This is a genomic window from Aurantibacter crassamenti (assembly GCF_016811105.1).
Classification (GTDB): domain Bacteria; phylum Bacteroidota; class Bacteroidia; order Flavobacteriales; family Flavobacteriaceae; genus Aurantibacter_A; species Aurantibacter_A crassamenti.
The window spans coordinates 327,742-346,769 of record NZ_JAFBGM010000001.1; the positions used below are offsets into that span (position 1 = coordinate 327,742).

Consider the following 19,028-nt stretch of genomic DNA (forward strand, 5'->3'; position numbering starts at 1 on the left):
TAATGAAAACTATATTCAAAATGTTCAAAAAAACACTGGCTATTGCCTTAATTTCTTTACTGTTTGTTTCCTGTTGGAAAAATAAAAGTCCGGAAGACTTAATACGTTTAAAAGACAAATTCAAATCTTCAGTATCGTCTTTTGAAAAAAAGAAAGAAACCGCCAATAAGAATGTAAACAAAGGGCTAGAAACCCTTAATGCACTCAAAACTGCTCTAGAAGACACTAAAAATGAAGACAAAGAATTTGCAAAGGTTTATGGGGATTGGGAAAAGGTAAACAAACGAGTTGAAAACCTCAACAAAGAATACGAAGACCTTAAAGAACATGCCACCAATCTCTTCACTGCCATGGAAACTCAAACGAATAGTTTAAGTGATGAGACTAGTAAAAAAACCTTATTGTCAGCAATTAAAAAGGCGCGTACTAAATATAATGGAACACTAGGTAATACAGCAAAAGCCATAGACAAACTACGCTTATTACATGGTGATGCTGTAGAGGTAGTAAAAGCATTAGAAGTTGCTGCAGCTCTAAATTCGTTTGATAATATAAATGATCAAATGAAAAGTATTGCAAATCGCGTTGATGGTATTATGCAAGAATTGAATGTTGCAGTTCTAGAGAGTAAGAAATTATACGAAAAGAAAATTACAGAATTAGGCGAGTAAAAATTAAGATTTATTAAAAATAAAAAGGGAAGAAAAATTAATTTTTCTTCCCTTTTTTGTATAAAGTTTACACCAAAAAGAATGGTGCAAAAATCTAAAAATCAATTAAACATTTTCAGGCACTTCAAAACCTTTACGGTAATTACGTCTTAACATTGTATCAGCTTCAGCATCACCTATAAATGATTCTGATTTTGGATTAAATGTTAATACACGATCTAATCGGTAAGCAATATTACCTAAATGTGCTAAACCAGAAGATAAGTGTGCTGTTTCTACCGGGCCATTTAATATAGTTGAATCACGTTTTCTAACTGCTTCAATGAAATTAGCAAAATGCCCATCAGTACCGCCAGCACCTCTATCCATTTCAGAGCCAGATGGTCCACCATCTTCACCTGATTTTCCTGGTGTTCTATCTTTACCTAGATAAGTAGTGTACTTGTCATATCCATCTACAACCAAAATACCTTTATCTCCATAGAAAATATTTCCAACAGATGCACCACCTTCAGTGTTTGTACACCAAGGTCTAACTTCAAATTGAATAATTTTACGTTCTTCAGGATAGTTATAAACAGAAGTTAAAACTTCAGGCACTTCTTTACAGTCATCCCAAAGAAATTTACCACCCATAGAAGTAATCTTTGTAGGAAGGCCAACATCTAAGCCCCACATACATAAATCAGTTTCATGAATACCTTGATTACCCACATCTCCGTTACCATAATCCCAATGCCAGTGCCAGTTGTAATGCACTAGATTTTTTGTAAAAGGTCGTTTTTGCGCTGGTCCTGTCCATAAATCGTAATCAATTCCTTTAGGAACAGGAGAAAAACCTTGATCACCAATATCATCTCTCCAACGAAAAACAAGACCACGAGCCATATAAACTCTACCTATATAACCATCACGCATGAGTTCGATAGCCTCATTAATAGCAGGTGAACTTCTTAATTGCACCCCGTGTTGTACAATACGATTGTATTTATGTGCAGCTTCAACCATTTTACGGCCTTCCCAAATGTTATGAGACCCTGGTTTTTCAACGTATACATCTTTACCGGCTTGACAAGCCCATATTACGGATAATGCATGCCAGTGATTTGGGCTGGCAATACTCACAACATCAATGTCTTTATTATCCATAATCTTGCGCAAATCCTGTTCTAAAGACACATCTTTTTTATATGTTTCTTTGAACGATTTTTGACGATCTCTCAGCAAGTTCATATCAGGATCACATAAATGGGTAATCTGAACATTATCTTGCACCATTAAGCTCTTGATGTGGCTTTTACCACGACCATTAACACCTAAAACAGCAGCATTAATACGATCATTTGCACCAAAAACACTCGCTGAGATAATAGTTGGTGCAGTAATTACAGCAGAACTGGCAACAGCGGTTTTCTTAATAAATGATCTTCTAGTTGATTTCATTTTCTGTAGTTTTAATTAAACTATTTTTTCTTTTCGATATGCTTCAAATACCTAAAAAAAGCAGCCTTGGTATTTTTATTTGAAGATTGAATATCGATTTTAACACAAGAAAGTTACTATAAATTTTGTTTTCGTTAACGTTAACGGACTATTTTTTTTGTTAAAAATCAATAGAACACAATTTTCTGACGCCATTTTCAATCAAAAACTTAAGTCAAATACTAATCTGTTAGCTCTAATTCATCTTAGATTATGATTTTTTAAAATTTCAGCATTCAAAATGGTATATTTAATTTCATTAATATTTAAAGTATAAAACAATGCAATCTCCATCTGAAAAAATAAAAGCACTTGGCTTAGTTTTACCACCAGCACCGCCGCCTGCAGGTCTTTACAAACCTGTTCTTGTAGTTGATAAATTTCTATACATTTCAGGTCAAGGCCCAATGAAAAGTGATGGCTCTTTAATGATTGGCCGCGCTGGCGATGACATGAACATAGAGCAAGCAAAATTAGCTGCTCGTCAAGTTGGCTTAACAATGTTGGCTACAATAGAAGCTCATTTTGGCAGTGTTGATAAAATAAAACGAATAGTTAAAACACTTGGCATGGTTAATTCTGCGCCTGATTTTGGTGACCAACCGCTTGTTATTAATGGATTTAGCGAGCTGATGTCTGAAGTATTTGGGCCAGATAATGGCGTTGGCGTTCGCAGTGCGGTAGGCATGATATTACCCAGTGGTATTGCTGTTGAAGTAGAAGCCATGTTTGAATTGTATTAAAATCTAATCTATGAGCAATGAAAAATGGTATGCTTTAAACGAAGTCGAAAATGTGGTTTCACCTTCCCTTTTGGTATATCCTGAAAGGGTTGCAAACAACATACAATTGATGATAGAATTGGCCGGTGATAAGCAATTGCTCAGACCGCATGTTAAAACCCATAAAACTGCAGAAATTATAAAAATGCAGATGGCTCAAGGCATTAATAAATTCAAATGTGCAACAATTGCCGAAGCAGAACTTTTAGCTAAATGTGGTGCTCATGATATTCTTTTAGCAATGCCGATTGTTGGTGCTAATATTAGGCGATTCTTAAACCTAATGAACAAATATGAAAATTCTAAATTTTCGACCTTAGTAGATAATCTAAATACATTAGAAGAAATAAGTAAAATAGCAGCTGCAGAGAAAAAAATATTTGCACTTTGGATGGATATCAATGTAGGTATGAACCGAACAGGAATACTACCCAACCACGATGCAATTGAACTTTTTGAAACAATACATAATCATACTTTTACAGAAGCCAAAGGGTTTCACGTCTATGATGGTCACATTAGAGAGACAGATATCAAGCAACGAAAAAAATTATGTGATGCCGCTTTTGAGAAAGTACTATCATTTAAAAAAGACCTAGAAGGCAAAGGCATAAATGTAGAAAACATTGTTGCCGGTGGTTCACCAACGTTTCCTATACATAGCCAACGAGAGGGTATTGAAACTAGCCCAGGCACTACCTTACTTTGGGATGCTGGCTACGCAGCACTTTTTCCTGAATTACAATTTCAAAAAGCTGCCATCTTGTTCATGCGCATTATCAGTAAACCTTCACCCAATATCATTTGCTTGGATCTAGGTCATAAAATGCTTGCTTCTGAAATGAGCTTTCCACGAGTACATATTTTCGGATTAGAAGACAGTAAACAAATTGGACAAAGTGAAGAACATTTAGTCATAGAAACTACTAACGCTGAAAATTATAACGTAGGTGATGTTTTCTATGGCGTACCGATGCATATTTGCCCAACAGTTGCTAAATATGAAAATTTACTTACTGTAGAAAATGGCTCAGTAACAGGTAAATGGAATGTTGCGGCAAGAAATCAGAAAATAACAATATAAATTAGAGAGTAGCCTACAAATAAATGCAATTACAACGCGTTATTCTTTTATACAATCTTCTATGAACAGGCGTCAATTTATTAATCGATCAGTATTTGCAATTGCAGGAACGACTTTAATTGGTTGTGCTGATGAAAAGAAAGAATTATTTAGCAAAAATCAAGTTATCGGTTGTTTCGGAGACAGTGTTACCGCCAGTAATGACGGCTATGTAAAAATGTTACAAGATGCAGTAGATCAATCACAGCCTAATTTGAATTTAAAGTTTCTAAATTATGGTAGGTCAAGTGAAACCATTACAGGTTTAACCGAAAAAGTTCACCCAGGACCTCGACCCTTTCTTTTTGACAGATTAGATGCAGAATTAAAAAAGACACCGCTAGATATTGCATTTTTTTGCTACGGAATAAACTGCGGAATTTACGGCCCACCTTCAGAAAAGCTATTTAACACCTATAAAAAAGGTGTCAATACATTTTTGGATCGAATGCAAAAAGAGGATATAAGTGTTGTATTATTAACCCCACCACCTTTAGCATTAGATGTAGTTTCTAAAGTTCAAACCAATGCCATTGATGATTTTGGGTATTTAAACCCCTATCCTGAATATGAGAAAGAAGTGCTTAAAGAATTCGAAAACATTATTTTAACCACAAAGCATGCTTCGGTTGTGCATAAAATTGATCTTCATACACCTTTATTTAACCAAAGGATTGAATGCTATGATACGGATCCAATACACCCTAATAAAAAAGGGCATGAACTTATAACTAGTACTATCATCGAAAAAATTGGGTTTTAACAATGGTTTAAGTACCCGTGGCAGGGTATTTGTTATCTTTATTGCCATAAAATCACTAAAAATGCAGGTGAGATATTTGTTCGTATTTGCTTTTATGCTGCTGTCATATAACGGCTTTGCACAAGTTGGAGACTTGCCAACTAACAATCCTCTAAAAATAGAGGCTGCGAATAAACTAGATATAAAGGGCACCGAACAAAAAGGTACATCTTTAAATATACCATCGGTAATTGATGATGAACCTAAAATTGATACCGATTTATCCCAGAAAAAAAATCCAATTCAAATGCTACCTGAAAGAAAGCTTGTTCAAGCTGGTGAGGGCATGAAAATTGACCCTAAGATTGGAGACAATTACGATAAAGAAGGAGACAGTCAATTTTTTGGAAATCAATATTTAGGGGACATAAAAAACAATGGAAAATTTATAGGTATTGTATGTCGAGATCATGAATATGTTGATGGCGATCGTGTTAAAATCAGTGTAAACGACCGTGTTATTGATGCTAACATTTTATTGACTGGAGGGTTTAAAGGTGTAAATGTTGATTTAGAAAAAGGGTTTAATAGAATAGAATTTGAAGCGCTAAATGAGGGTACTTCTAGTCCGAATACAGCACAAGTAGATGTATATGATGAAGAAGGAAAATTAATCTATTCAAATAAATGGTTGTTATCAGAAGGTTCAATAGCAACTTTTATAGTAACAAAAGAGTAAGCATTTTTATATAAAAGCGATTGCCAATTTAATATCATCATAGCTTACTTTTCTATTCAAAGCTTCAAAAATATATTTCTGACTAGGTGGTCCTTCAACTTGTTTTTCAGCGGCGCGAGCAACTTGTTGTATAAGTTTTTCATCAGGTCGGTAAAAGTCTAAATCTTCATCAGGGTAATCTTCTCTCAAGCGAATTAAATGTCCAGCAATGGTACCGCTAGAAAGTCCACGCTCGTCTGCAATGGCCTCTAAGGGCATTTTTTTCTTTAAAAAATCTAAGGTAATCAGGTAGGTTGACTTCTTTTTTTGTTTTTTTTCCTTAACTTTTTTTGAATGCTTTTCTATTTCATCAATATTTGTAAGTCCCCCACAATTTTTAATAAATAGTTTTGCTTTCTTATCTAAAGTCTGGAAATTATTCTCTTCATCAACAATTTCAGAAAGTTCTTGAAAGCGCTTATCAGCTTTTAATGCCAAACCATCAACCTGTAGTGCTATTTCGTTAAAGCCTGCAAGTTGTAGATTCTCAATACTTTTCAATCGTGAAAGTGCTACATACCCTTGTCCATTTTCAAAAGTCTTAGAAAGGTCAATCATTGCTGAATCTAAGGTCATACCTTGACATTTGTGCACGGTAATTGCCCAAGCCAAACGCAAGGGAATCTGATCTAAGCTTGCTAAAACTTTGCCGTGGTCATCATGAACACCCCAAGTTTCTTGCTTGACTGTAATTCTTTTGCCCTGAACAGTTTTTACTATCGGATAACCATCTTCGCTAAAATCAATTATTTTACCTAATGTTCCATTTACATATCCTTGTTCAAGATTGTTACGTACAAACATCACTTTAGCATCAACTTTTAACTCTAAATTCTCTTGGGCTAAAACTGATTTCTTCAAAGTTTCAACCAATTTTTGATTTCCTTTTGTCTTAGCTTTGAATTTTTTTGATTTGCTAGAAATCTTATGTAATTCAGCTAAATTGAGTTGATCTACATCGGCATTATGGGTGAAAAGTTTTGTGGGTACCTCTTCTTGACTTAAAAAGTTAGTCTCTGCTTTTTTAAGTAATTCAATACTACGATGTGTTATTTCAGCTGACCTAATTTCATTAAGAATTTCATTCAACACATTTTCACCTTCCTGCCTGTACTGCTCGGTCAGATAACATACATTTAGATTTGCATCAAGCCATGCTTTCGACATGAAGGCAAATTTGTCTTTACTTTTTTCATCATGTCTACCAATTGGGGGTAATTGAAAAAAATCGCCACATACAATAACTTGAATTCCACCAAAGGGCCGATCATCCTCCTTAAAAAAACAAAGCACTTGATCGACCATATCAAGTTGTTTTTTATGCAACATTGAAATCTCATCAATTATCAATATCATTGATTCTTCAAGATGTTTTTTAAGATATTTTTTGGTGCGCATTGTTACCAAATTAGCCCTTGACAATCGATCCTTAATTCCAAAGCCTGCCCAAGAATGAATTGTCATTCCGTTCATATGCGTAGCTGCAATACCTGTAGACGCGGTGATTGCAACCGGAACTTTACGTTCTTTGAGATACGAAATATATTGATTGAGCACATAGGTTTTACCGGTACCTGCAGAACCAGTTAAGAATACATTTTTACCTGACTTTAATAATGCTAGGGCCTTATCTTGTTGCACTTTTTGGTTTTATTGAGAATGACAATATAGTTTTTTAATTGAAAAGAACCCAGTCTTGTCTAATGCGAATTCAATAGCAAACAAGAAAACTTGATATTTCATAATTTAAAAAAAGTTAACACCAGTTTCTAATTATTTTTTTGCCATGGTACGCTTCCGCCAACCTGTATGTGTGCCATTAAAATGGAATTCAACTCTTTATATTTTTCTTGCTCTTTCTCAATAATATTATGTTCCTCAAGTGGGTCTGTTCGTAAGTTGTATAATTCATATGGTTCATACGGACTATTTTGTAATAATTTAAAATCACCTTTACGAATGGCATAAATGGGTTGACCACCATATCTAGTATTACCTTCTCTTCTCACAAAATAATAAGAACGGTTCGCATCAACCACTAAATTTGAACCCGTAAATTCATTATACAAACTTCGCCCTTCAATAGAATCTTTAGGTTTGGTACCTGCAATTTCTAACAAAGTTGGATAAATATCCATAGTCATCCAATTATTAACTGATACACTACCTGGTGTAATTTTACCCGGCCAACTAATACATGTAGGCACTTTTAATCCACCTTCATACATACTTTGTTTGCCATCACGCAAAGGACCATTATTAGCTTTGCTCGGCAAATGCCCTCCGTTATCACTAGTAAAAACAATTATTGTGTTTTCAAATTGACCACTATCTTTTAGCGACTTTATAACTTTGCCAATACCATCATCCATATGTTCAATAAAAGCAACCAGCTTTGCTCTTGTAGTATCAATACCTTTCTCCCTTTTTATAACCTTATCTAACCATTTCTGTGGCGGTTGAACAGGAAAATGTGGAGCATTATAGGCTAGATATAGAAAAAATGGGGCATCGTTTTTTGCTTGATTTTTAATATAATCAACAGACCAGTCCGTAAATAAATCAGTTGCGTGCCCTTCAGGGTCAATAGTCTTTTCATTCAATCGCATATAGTTTATATCATGACGACGATGCTTCCAATAGTCATCCATCATATCACCCAACCATCCATGGAAATAATCAAAACCTCTATCTGTAGGAATATTGGGTGATTCAAGACCTAAGTGCCACTTACCAATAATAGCCGTTTTATAACCAGCCCTACTTAATTCTTGTGGCAGCAAAGTTGCATTAGGGTCTAAATAACCCCAATTATCTTCGGGGTAGGTACGAATCACTCCAGGCACTCCTACCCTATCTTGATAACGCCCAGTAAGTATAGCTGCACGAGTGGGTGAACAAACCGTAGAATTAGCATAAAAATTATCAAATCGCATACCAGAAGATGCAATAAAATCAATATTCGGAGTTCGAATATCTTTTGTACCATAATAAGAAACATCATGATAGCCCTGATCGTCTGTAAGAATATAAAGAATATTAGGTTTGCTACTATTTTTTGTGACTGCCTGCGCATGTATATCATTGCACAACATCAAGGCAAAGAAAAGTGTATAATATAGGTGTTTCATTAGATGAACTTAAAATTGTGATTTTAAAAAAATAACCTTTTGTGAAAATAATAGAGATCAAATCGAAAAGCTAATTTTAAATTGGAAAAGACCTTAATTCTACAATCGCCCATTTTAGATTAACTTTACAGATTCATTTAAACTGATTATGGCAGATAAAAAAGTTAGTATTCTTAAAGCATTCAAGACAATTATTTGGCCTAGACGAAAACTTGTTTTTATTGGGCTTTTATTAATCATTATCAGTAAAGCAGCCAGTTTTGTTGCACCCGTTTCTTTAAAATATTTTTTAGATGATATTGTACCGAATAAAAATTATGATGCACTAAAAATATTAGTAGCAGTTGTAATACTTGCCTTTTTTATACAAGCGATAATCTCTTTTTTATTGACCAAAGTACTGAGTATTCAAGCGCAATATATGATATCTGAATTAAGGGCACAGGTACAAAAACAAGTACTTTCTTTACCTATTCGTTTTTTTGACAACACAAAATCTGGTGCTTTGGTTTCGAGAATTATGAGCGACGTTGAAGGTGTACGCAACTTGATTGGAACGGGACTTGTGCAATTGGTTGGAGGTACTATTACTGCAGTAGTATCACTTGTATTATTATTACAAATAAGTCCGATAATGACCGCTTTAACCTTTGTTCCTTTACTCTTATTTGCCTTTATAGCACTAAAAGCATTTAAAATTATACGACCAGTATTTAGAGAACGAGGTAAAATTAATGCTGAAGTAAAAGGGAGATTAACCGAAACACTTGGAGGCATAAGAGTAATAAAAGGTTTCAATGCTGAAATACAAGAAGCAAAAGTTTTTGAACACGGTGTAGATCGCCTATACCAAAATGTAAAAAAGAGTCTAACAGCAACAGCAATTATGACAAGCTCATCTACTTTTTTGCTAGGCTTAGCAACTACCGGTATTATGATGGGCTACGGTGGCACTCAAATGATGGATGGTACGCTTACCACAGGTGAATATTTTATGTTTACTTTTTTACTCGCGCTAATGGTAGCCCCAATAGTTCAAATGAGTAATATTGGCAGTCAGTTGACCGAAGCATTAGCCGGCCTTGACCGAACAGAGGAGTTAATGAATGAGATTTCAGAATCTGATGAAAAAGACAGAACTATTGAACTTAGTGATGTGAAAGGCAATATGAATTTCACCAATGTTTCTTTTGCCTATGAAGAAGATAAAGATGTTTTACATGATATTAGTTTTGAAGCAAAATCAGGTGATGTAATTGCATTAGTTGGCAGTTCAGGTTCCGGAAAGTCTACAATTGCAGGTTTAGCTGCTACTTTTTTAAATCCTGATTCGGGTCAAATTACTATTGACGGCAATGATTTATCAAAAGTTGATTTAACTAGTTTTCGTCAATTTTTAGGAGTGGTGCTGCAAGATGATTTTCTTTTTGAAGGAACTATAAAAAACAATATACTTTTCCCAAGACCAAATGCAACAGAACAAGAACTGCAAGCTGCAGTAAAGGCCGCTTATGTAGATGAATTTACAGATCGATTTGATGATGGATTGGATACCTTGATTGGCGAACGTGGAGTAAAACTATCTGGAGGTCAACGACAACGAATTGCAATTGCACGTGCTGTATTAGCTAATCCCAAAATTTTAATATTAGATGAAGCTACTTCTAATTTAGATACAGAGAGTGAAGCTTTAATTCAGAAAAGTTTAGCAACCTTGACCGAAGGTCGAACTACTTTTGTAATAGCACACCGACTGAGTACCATTCGAAAAGCAAATCAAATTCTGGTGATTGAAAACGGAAGAATTGCAGAACAAGGAACTCATGATGAATTAATTGCAAAGGAAGGTCGATATTATAACTTGTTTACGTATCAAGCAAGAATATAAATTGAACCTAGAATAAAATAAATCCTAAAAATATGCTAAGCTTCAGGAGCCAATACAACTTCTAATCCGTCTAAATCTTCAGTCATATGAATTTGGCAACCTAATCTTGAATCATCCTCTACATTAAAAGCCTCGGCTAACATTGCATCTTCGTCATCTGATTTTTCGGGTAATTCATGCGCTGATTTTACATAGCATTGGCACGAAGCACACATTGCCATACCACCACAGATACCAATTGTACCTTCAGGAGCAAGTTCATAAGACCGAACTACTTCCATTAAGTTCATATTCATATCAGTTGGGGCGTCAACTTCATGTGTTACGCCATCTCGGTCTGTAATTTTAATTTTAATATCTTCCAAAAGTGAATAGGAATAAGGTGTTAATATTATATTTTCTAATTAATCAATTGCTTTAACAACAGCTTTTGGTGCTTCTTTCTTAGAACCATCAAAGCCCGTGACGCCACCAACAGTTGTATATTTCATTACATACTTCTTATCAGGGAATATACGCTGATACGCACTTTGACACATAAGCGTAGCCTCATGAAAGCCACAAAGAATTAATTTCAATTTTCCAGGGTAGGTATTAACATCACCTATAGCATAAATACCCGGAATATTGGTTTGATAGTCTAATGTATTATCTACTTTAATTGCATTCTTTTCAATATCAAGACCCCAATCCGCAATTGGCCCAAGTTTTGGAGAAAGTCCAAACAATGGAATAAAATTGTCGACAGCTAAATCAATTTCTTCAGATACTGCACCTGATTTACGAATAGTTACCGCCTCTAGAGTATCACCACCTTTTAAACCAATAATTTCTCCAGGAGTAACTAAATTTATTTTTCCTTCGTTTTTTAAGTGTTGTACTTTTTCTACGGAATCTAAAGCACCTCGAAATTCATTTCTTCTGTGTACCAAAGTTACTTCAGAAGCTACATCTGCTAAAAAGATACTCCAGTCTAAAGCGGAATCACCTCCACCAGCAATTACAACTTTCTTGTCACGATAAACTTCTGGGTCCTTAATTATATAAGCTACACCATTATCTTCAAATTTGTCTAGATTTTCAAGCAAAGGTTTCCTTGGCTCAAAACTACCTAATCCGCCTGCAATCGCAACAATAGGTGCCTGATGCTTAGTTCCTTTATTAGTAGTTACAACAAAAGTGCCATCTTCTAATTTCTCAATGGTTTCTGCTCTTTCACCTAAGGTGAAGCCTGGTTGAAAAGCCTTTATCTGCTCCATTAAATTATCTACTAATTCACCTGCAAGTACTTCAGGAAAACCAGGAATATCATAGATTGGTTTTTTTGGATAAATTTCTGAACATTGCCCACCAGCTTGAGGTAGTGCATCAATTAAGTGGCATTTTAATTTTAATAATCCTGCTTCAAATACAGTAAAAAGACCTGTAGGACCAGCGCCTATTATTAGAATATCTGTTTTAATCATTTAGTATCACATTAAATTTTGGCTAAAATAGGGCTCTAAATTGTAGAAAAGAATGACAATAATCAATAGGTTATTCGATATTAACAACCTCTTCAATTTGCGGCGCATATTTTTTAATAGTCATTTCAACACCACTTTTCAAGGTCATTTGATTAACAGAACAACCTACACAAGCACCTTCAAGCTTTACCTTAACAGAGTTTTCATTATCAATAGAAATCAATGAAATATCGCCTCCATCACTTTGTAAAAAGGGCCTAATTTCTTCAAGCGCCTTTTCTACGTTTAGTCTTAATTCTTCCGGTGTCATATTACTTTTTCTTAACAGCAGAACATCCTGCCATTGTTGTTATTTTAATTGCTTCAGTTGGTGGTATATTTTTATTTCTACCTACCACTTCTTGAACCATACTTTTGGTCAAATCTTCAAAGGCCTTTTCAATTGCTGTACCTTCTTGTAAGGCTGCAGGTCTACCAACATCACCTGCTTCTCTAATACTTTGAACTAAAGGAATTTCTCCTAAAAATGGTACTTTTAAATCTTCAGCCAAATGTTTCGCACCTTCTTTTCCAAAGATATAATATTTGTTCTCTGGAAGCTCAGCAGGAGTAAAATACGCCATATTCTCAACAATACCCAATACAGGCACATTTATTGAATCTTGCTGAAACATTGCAACACCTTTTTTTGCATCTGCTAAGGCAACTTCTTGAGGAGTACTAACTACAACTGCACCGGTTATTGGCAACGCCTGCATTATACTTAAATGAATATCACCAGTACCCGGTGGAAGATCAATCAACATAAAATCTATTTCACCCCAATGTGCATCAAAAATCATCTGATTGAGTGCCTTAGATGCCATAGGTCCACGCCAAATCACAGCCTGATTAGGTTGTGTAAAAAATCCGATAGAGAGTAATTTTACACCGTAGCTTTCTACTGGCTTCATTTTTGACTTACCATTAACATTTATAGCCAAAGGTTTTTCATGAGTAACATCAAACATTATGGGCATAGATGGCCCATAAATATCAGCATCTAAAAGACCCACTTTAAAGCCCATTTTAGCTAAAGTAACAGCTAAATTAGCTGTGACAGTTGACTTACCAACGCCTCCTTTACCTGAAGCTACCGCAACAATATTTTGAATTCCAGGAATAGCTTTTCCCTTTATTTCATTGGTTTTTGGTTTAGCAGGAGCATCAACTTTTACATTGATTTTAATTTTTGCCTTTGCGTAAACTTCTTTATGGATGATTTTTAAAATCTCAACCTCAGTTTTTTTACGTGCTTGAAGGCTTGGGTTATTTATAGTAATATCTACCTCAACCTCATCCCCAAATATTTGTATGTTTTTTACAGCTCCACTTTCAACCATATTCTGACCTTCACCAGGCACAGTTATGTGTTCTAAAGCTTTTAAAACTTCTTTCTTTTCAATCTTCATTATATAAAATCATTCTAAACAACAAAGATAGCTCATAAGGTCAAGAAACTAAAGTGTTTGCATTGAAATGTAATATGCTGAAATAAGCTATACTTATTGAAAGATTAAAATAGCGCTTAATTTTATATTTATCCTAATTTTTAAAAAATTTACAAATAATTACATATATTTGAAAAGCAATGATTTATCCTAATTTTTAAAAAATTAGGACATAATAAAGGATTATGATGGAAAAAGCACCGAATTTTAAGCCTGAAGATTATTCAATTTTGGAAAAGGGATTTATAAATCTTGCCACTACCGATGTCTCATTCCAAAAAATAGATAAGGAATATTTGTATTGGGATAGAATTAAATATCTCAAATTCGATGCACTTACCCCAGAATCTGCTTGGAATATCATAAAGAGTAAAAGGTTCAACTTAGAAAAAAGAATGAGTCTTGGTAATATCTTCAATCCACTCAAGTTTGGTTATAATATAAATGAATATCTTCAACAAAAACTTCATTATCTAGATTTCAATTTCGGTGCTGGAATTCAAAAAGAAAAATTACTCTCTGATATAGACAAAGAGCAATACCTAAACAATGCCTTGATGGAAGAATCAATTTTTTCTTCCATGGTCGAAGGAGCAACCACGACACGTATAAAGGCAAAAGAAATGCTCCGAAAAAATAAAAAACCTAAAAATAAATCTGAGCAGATGATCCTGAATAATTATCAGGCTATTCAATACATTAGTGAACATCAAGATGAAGATATATCCTTAGAAAAAATATTTGATATTCATCGCTTAGTTACAGAAAACACATTGGAAGTAGAAAATATCGGCGTATTTAGAAATTCGAATGATGTGCATGTTATGAACGAAATTACTGGGGAAATCGTTCACACGCCACCCAAATTCGAAGAATTAAATGGGCTAATGCAATCCTTCTCGGTTTTCTTCAATTCCAATCCGAAGGAGAATTTTATTCATCCTATTGTAAAGGCCTCTATATTGCATTTTTTAATCGGATATATTCATCCTTTTTTTGATGGCAACGGAAGAACAGCTAGAGCAATATTCTATTGGTATTTACTAAAAAATGGCTATTGGTTATCCGAATACCTTTCCATTTCACGTGTCATTATGAAAACTAAGGTACAATACGAAAAGGCGTATATCTACACCGAAATCGACGACATGGATGTTACCTATTTCATTCATTACCAAGTAAAAATATTAACTCAGGCATTTGAAGATCTGAAAAAATACATTGCCAAAAAGAAAAAGGAACAAAAAGATATTTCGAAATTTCTCAAACTCGAAAACATCAATGAAAGACAAGCGCAAATTTTATTTTGGATTGAAAAAGATGAAAATAGGTTTTATACAGTAAAAGAAATAGAAACTATTTTTTCCGTTACCAATCAGACCGCAAGAACAGATTTGGAAGATTTGGTAAAACAGAATTTGCTAAAAAAAATAGCTGTTGACAGAAAATCATCGAATTATTGGAAGGGCGACCTGTTTGAAAAATCATTAATCTAAAGTTATTCTCTTTGTCTCAAGTTATTCTTTAGAAATATTGAATTAAATATCAGCACCTAATTCTTTAAAAGGATCCCAAAAGTGTTTTTCAAATTCAACAATTTGATTATCAACAACTTCAATACCTTCATTCTCTAATAATTGCTGCATTAGATTTGTGCCATCAAAATGATGTTTACCTGTTAAAAGGCCCTTTCTATTCACAACTCTATGGGCCGGCACATCTTGCGTATTATTTTTGGAATTACCAGAATTCACTCCGTTCATAGCCCAACCTACCATTCTAGCACTTCTTGCCGTACCCAAATATTTAGCTATTGCTCCGTAAGAAGTTACACGACCAACAGGAATTTGCCTAGCCACCTCATATACCTTTTCAAAGAAGTTTATATTTTCTGGTTTCAAAATACTATTTAAAAATTCTGATTAATGTGACAATTAGCAATACAACCATTAAAACACTCAAAATATAATTAGAGTTCTTTGAAAACCGCTGATTTTTGTTTTCCAATTTATTGAAATACACCGTGTACATATATAACACAGTAAACGTACCACAACCTGCGGCCAGTACAAAAATCATTATATCCCAAACTTGGAATTTTATCCATCCAGAGGCATTCCACATCACATTTAGCCCACTGTAATAGGGTATTGTAAGCAAATTTAGCGCTGCAAGGCCCATGCCTTTAAAATAACTATTTCGTTTACTAACTTTTACAATTCGCACCTCATCTTGTTTGTTTTTTCTAGCTGCGATAAAAAAGTAAATGGCAAAAACCGCAAACACAACAACAGCGATTTTTAAAAGCCATTCAGAAACTGCCGGATTATTATGTAAGAATTTAGAAATCCATACAGCAATTAAGGCTTGTAATAAAATTGTAGTAGAAATACCCAAGCTAAAAACGATACCATTTAATTTGCCTTTCGTCACACTTACTTTAGCTGCGTTCATGTTAAGCAACCCAGGCGGAACGGTTGCCATAAAAGCTGCTGAAAATGTAGCAAAAAAAAGTATCAATAAATGGCTCATTAGTTTGGTATACGAAACTGAATATAAGTAATTGGCTTGTTTTGTTCAAGGTACTGTTTTTCATAGAAAGTTTGAATTTCTAAAACCTCTTTCGGACTTCCTTCATTTTTATAAACATCATGATTGGCATATAAAATTTCAATATCAAGTCCGTGTAATAAACCTAAGGTATACCCATGCATAAACTCGCTATCCGTTTTAAGATGTACTAGTCCATCTTTTTTTAGAATTTGTTTATAACGATTAAGAAATTCACTATTGGTAAGCCGATGCTTTGTTCTTTTATATTTTATTTGTGGATCTGGGAAAGTTATCCAAATTTCTGAAACCTCATTTTTTTCAAAAAGAGCATCAACAAGTTCAATCTGAGTTCTTAAAAAAGCTACATTGGATAGATTCTCTTCAAGAGCAGTTTTCGCACCACGCCACAGGCGAGCCCCTTTAATATCAACACCAATATAATTTACATTGGCATTTTGTTTAGCTAGTTCAACTGTGTATTCACCTTTACCACAACCCAATTCTAAGACAATCGGATTATCATTATTAAAGTGCTTTGACCATTGCCCTTTAAGTTTAAAACTGCTATTTGCAATCTCTTCTCTATTGGGTTGAAAGACGTTAGCAAATTGCTCATTGTCTTTAAACCGTCTTAATTTATTTTTGCTTCCCACTAGTTACCTTACATTTTTAAGCAAATCTAGGTGAAATCTTTAGCAAATGAAATCAAGTTAACAAAAGGGTGTAGTTTAATCTCAATTATTCCTTTAACGCAACAACCTCATCTACTTTTTTAAGTGTAAATGAGAACTCAGAACCGGCACCAAAAACACTTTCGACATATATTTTTTCACCATGTGCTTCAATGATATGTTTTACTATTGACAGACCAAGACCTGAGCCACCTTCATTTCTATTACCACTTTGGTCAACTCTAAAAAACCGCTCGAATAATCTAGGTAAATGTTGTTCATCGATTCCTTCACCATTATCTGTGACACGAATAATTACCCTGTTTTTAATTAAGTTCTCGATACTTACCTCAGTAGTACCATTTTTGAAGCCATACTTGATTGAATTCACTAGTAAATTCACCAACACTTGTTGTATTCTTTCTCGATCGCCATACACATAAATGGCTTCGCGATAATCCATATCAAAAGCAAGTGTAATTTTTTTCTTTGCAGCTTTCATCTCTAAAAGATCAAAAACACTTTGAATGAGTTCAACAATATCAAAATCATCGTGTTTAAGATTTAAATCACCTACCTCTAGTTTAGTAATTAAATCAAGGTCTTTTACGATGTAAATCAAACGTTCTACCCCTTTATTCGCTCTTTGCAAATACTTCTTACGAACGTTTTTATCATCCATTGCACCATCGAGTAAGGTTTCAATATAACCTTGTACCGTAAATAATGGTGTTTTTAGTTCATGCGAAACATTACCAAGAAAATCTTTACGGTATTCTTCTCTAATCTTTAACGTGTCAATTTCTATTCTTTTATCTGCAGCAAATTTTTCAATTTCTTCAGTTAAAGTTTTCATATCTGTAGTTACCGGCCCTGTTGCTAAAGAAGTTGAATCTAATAATGAAACATCATCATAAATTTGTTTAATACGTCTATAGATGTACTTTTCAATTCCAATTTGGATTATTAAAAAACTTCCGACAAAAATCAACAATAATGTTAGCGCTAATAATGGCCAATTAAATTGATTGTCATAATACATTTTAAAAACAAAAATAACAGTACAGAATAACGCTATCAAAGAAGAAGCGCGAAAAGCAAATTGATATGACCTCTTAAGTTTGGTGGCCATTTATAAATCTTAAGTTTTAATAAATTAATAAAGACAAAAGCAAAAATAAGTCAACCTTAAAGATAGTTAAGATTTATTTTTGCTCTGGTTTTATAAAAAACAGAAAGAATACTCTGTTTTTGAAAATGGAAGAAAACAACTACTTAAAGAACAAACTTATAGCCAACACCCTTTACAGTTTTGAAATGCTCTTCACCAATTTTTTCGCGTAGTTTTCTAATATGCACATCAATAGTTCTACCACCAACAACAACTTCATTACCCCAAACTTTATCAAGAATCACCTCTCTTCTAAACACTTTACTTGGCTTAGAGGTTAACAAAGCTAAAAGCTCAAATTCTTTTCTAGGTAATATAATTTCTTTGCCATTATTGATAACCTTGTATTCTTCTCTATTGATTACAATATCACCAACTTTAAAAATATCTTCAGCCTCATTAGATTCATCTTTCAATCGACGAAGAAGGGCTTTAACTTTACTAATAAGCACCTTTGGTTTAATTGGCTTGGTAATGTAGTCATCAGCACCAGCATCAAAACCAGCAACTTGAGAATAGTCTTCACCTCTTGCAGTTAGAAAGGTTATTAATGTATTCTCTAAACTTGGTGTTTTTCGCATTTGTTCACATGCTTCAATACCATCCATTTCTGGCATCATTACATCTAAAATTACAAGATGTGGTTTTTTCTTCTTTGCCTTTGCTACACCTTCTTGACCATTTTTGGCCGTAAAAACTTGATAACCTTCAGCTTCAAGATTATAACTGACAATTTCCAAAATATCTGGTTCATCATCAACTAAAAGTATTTTTATATCCTTCTTTTTCACAGTATTAGAATTGTTTTTACAAAGGTTAAATCAATATCACGTAAATATAAGGCATCTCTTTCTAAAGCTATCAAGCACAGACAATAAGGTAACCTTACAGTAACATTGCATAAACACTAAGTTAATATACAATTATTCAAAAATTTACAAACAATAGTAGTTACCAATCAATTTCTAGTTTTATATAGGATTCACATTTAAATTCTTACCTAAAGTTATTTAGTGCATTATGTTGAATTTAAGGTAAAAACAAAAGTTTGAAGCAAGGAATTCTTACAAAGATTTTGTA

At 33.9% G+C, this 19,028-nt stretch carries 19 protein-coding genes; 7 read left to right on the forward strand and 12 right to left on the reverse strand.

Annotation, left to right across the window (positions count from 1 at the left end; genetic code table 11):
• The first annotated feature begins 2 nt into the window (after positions 1–2).
• Positions 3–671, forward strand: coding sequence for a hypothetical protein (locus tag JQC67_RS01330; protein ID WP_238934434.1), 669 nt, complete (start codon positions 3–5; stop codon positions 669–671).
• A gap of 105 nt (positions 672–776) precedes the next feature.
• Here the strand turns inward: JQC67_RS01330 and JQC67_RS01335 are convergent, their stop codons facing one another.
• Positions 777–2,114 carry a Gfo/Idh/MocA family protein gene (locus JQC67_RS01335; RefSeq protein WP_203251063.1) on the reverse strand — a complete coding sequence of 446 codons (1,338 nt, stop codon included), beginning with the start codon at positions 2,112–2,114 and terminating at the stop codon, positions 777–779.
• A gap of 320 nt (positions 2,115–2,434) precedes the next feature.
• Here JQC67_RS01335 and JQC67_RS01340 point away from each other — a divergent pair, with 320 nt between their 5' ends.
• From JQC67_RS01340 to JQC67_RS01355, 4 genes are all read left to right on the forward strand, one after another.
• Positions 2,435–2,896 carry a RidA family protein gene (locus JQC67_RS01340; RefSeq protein ID WP_203251064.1) on the forward strand — a complete coding sequence of 154 codons (462 nt, stop codon included), beginning with the start codon at positions 2,435–2,437 and terminating at the stop codon, positions 2,894–2,896.
• A 10-nt stretch (positions 2,897–2,906) separates the two neighbouring features.
• Positions 2,907–4,019: a D-TA family PLP-dependent enzyme gene (locus JQC67_RS01345; RefSeq protein WP_203251065.1), complete on the forward strand. Its 1,113-nt coding sequence runs from the start codon at positions 2,907–2,909 to the stop codon at positions 4,017–4,019.
• 61 nt (positions 4,020–4,080) lie between these two features.
• The gene (locus tag JQC67_RS01350) at positions 4,081–4,821 is read left to right on the forward strand and encodes a GDSL-type esterase/lipase family protein (RefSeq protein ID WP_203251066.1); all 741 of its coding nucleotides are present in this window, start codon (positions 4,081–4,083) and stop codon (positions 4,819–4,821) included.
• 61 nt (positions 4,822–4,882) lie between these two features.
• Positions 4,883–5,539 (forward strand): hypothetical protein, encoded by a 657-nt coding sequence (locus tag JQC67_RS01355; protein WP_203251067.1) that lies wholly within the window; start codon positions 4,883–4,885, stop codon positions 5,537–5,539.
• A 6-nt stretch (positions 5,540–5,545) separates the two neighbouring features.
• Here JQC67_RS01355 and JQC67_RS19165 read toward each other — a convergent pair whose 3' ends face one another.
• Complete coding sequence (locus tag JQC67_RS19165; RefSeq protein ID WP_203251068.1) at positions 5,546–7,219, reverse strand: AAA family ATPase; 1,674 nt, start codon at positions 7,217–7,219, stop codon at positions 5,546–5,548.
• A gap of 128 nt (positions 7,220–7,347) precedes the next feature.
• Positions 7,348–8,709, reverse strand: coding sequence for a sulfatase family protein (locus JQC67_RS01365; protein ID WP_203251069.1), 1,362 nt, complete (start codon positions 8,707–8,709; stop codon positions 7,348–7,350).
• 148 nt (positions 8,710–8,857) lie between these two features.
• Here JQC67_RS01365 and JQC67_RS01370 point away from each other — a divergent pair, with 148 nt between their 5' ends.
• Positions 8,858–10,597 (forward strand): ABC transporter ATP-binding protein, encoded by a 1,740-nt coding sequence (locus JQC67_RS01370; RefSeq protein WP_203251070.1) that lies wholly within the window; start codon positions 8,858–8,860, stop codon positions 10,595–10,597.
• Positions 10,598–10,632: 35 nt separating this feature from the next.
• Here the strand turns inward: JQC67_RS01370 and JQC67_RS01375 are convergent, their stop codons facing one another.
• The 4 genes from JQC67_RS01375 to JQC67_RS01390 form a co-directional block, all read right to left on the reverse strand.
• Positions 10,633–10,962, reverse strand: a complete 330-nt coding sequence (locus JQC67_RS01375) for a 2Fe-2S iron-sulfur cluster-binding protein (protein ID WP_203251071.1) — start codon at positions 10,960–10,962, stop codon at positions 10,633–10,635.
• A gap of 39 nt (positions 10,963–11,001) precedes the next feature.
• Complete coding sequence (locus tag JQC67_RS01380) at positions 11,002–12,063, reverse strand: NAD(P)/FAD-dependent oxidoreductase (RefSeq protein WP_203251072.1); 1,062 nt, start codon at positions 12,061–12,063, stop codon at positions 11,002–11,004.
• 70 nt (positions 12,064–12,133) lie between these two features.
• Entirely contained in the window at positions 12,134–12,373 is a 240-nt protein-coding gene (locus JQC67_RS01385) for a NifU family protein (protein ID WP_203251073.1), read from the reverse strand.
• Between the two features lies 1 nt (position 12,374).
• Positions 12,375–13,514: an Mrp/NBP35 family ATP-binding protein gene (locus tag JQC67_RS01390; protein WP_203251074.1), complete on the reverse strand. Its 1,140-nt coding sequence runs from the start codon at positions 13,512–13,514 to the stop codon at positions 12,375–12,377.
• 224 nt (positions 13,515–13,738) lie between these two features.
• Here JQC67_RS01390 and JQC67_RS01395 point away from each other — a divergent pair, with 224 nt between their 5' ends.
• Complete coding sequence (locus tag JQC67_RS01395; protein ID WP_203251075.1) at positions 13,739–15,049, forward strand: Fic family protein; 1,311 nt, start codon at positions 13,739–13,741, stop codon at positions 15,047–15,049.
• Positions 15,050–15,091: 42 nt separating this feature from the next.
• Here JQC67_RS01395 and JQC67_RS01400 read toward each other — a convergent pair whose 3' ends face one another.
• The 5 genes from JQC67_RS01400 to JQC67_RS01420 all read right to left on the reverse strand — a co-directional run bounded on the left by JQC67_RS01400 (position 15,092) and on the right by JQC67_RS01420 (position 18,739).
• The gene (locus JQC67_RS01400) at positions 15,092–15,454 is read right to left on the reverse strand and encodes an MGMT family protein (protein WP_203251076.1); all 363 of its coding nucleotides are present in this window, start codon (positions 15,452–15,454) and stop codon (positions 15,092–15,094) included.
• Positions 15,455–15,458: 4 nt separating this feature from the next.
• Positions 15,459–16,085 carry a LysE family translocator gene (locus tag JQC67_RS01405; RefSeq protein WP_203251077.1) on the reverse strand — a complete coding sequence of 209 codons (627 nt, stop codon included), beginning with the start codon at positions 16,083–16,085 and terminating at the stop codon, positions 15,459–15,461.
• Positions 16,085–16,759 (reverse strand): tRNA (guanosine(46)-N7)-methyltransferase TrmB, encoded by a 675-nt coding sequence (gene trmB / locus JQC67_RS01410; RefSeq protein ID WP_203251078.1) that lies wholly within the window; start codon positions 16,757–16,759, stop codon positions 16,085–16,087. The genes JQC67_RS01405 and trmB overlap by 1 nt, the downstream gene beginning before the upstream one ends.
• A gap of 85 nt (positions 16,760–16,844) precedes the next feature.
• A complete protein-coding gene (locus JQC67_RS01415; protein ID WP_203251079.1) occupies positions 16,845–17,909 on the reverse strand; it encodes a sensor histidine kinase in 1,065 nt (354 codons plus the stop codon).
• Positions 17,910–18,052: 143 nt separating this feature from the next.
• Complete coding sequence (locus tag JQC67_RS01420; RefSeq protein WP_203251080.1) at positions 18,053–18,739, reverse strand: response regulator transcription factor; 687 nt, start codon at positions 18,737–18,739, stop codon at positions 18,053–18,055.
• Positions 18,740–19,028 lie beyond the last annotated feature (289 nt).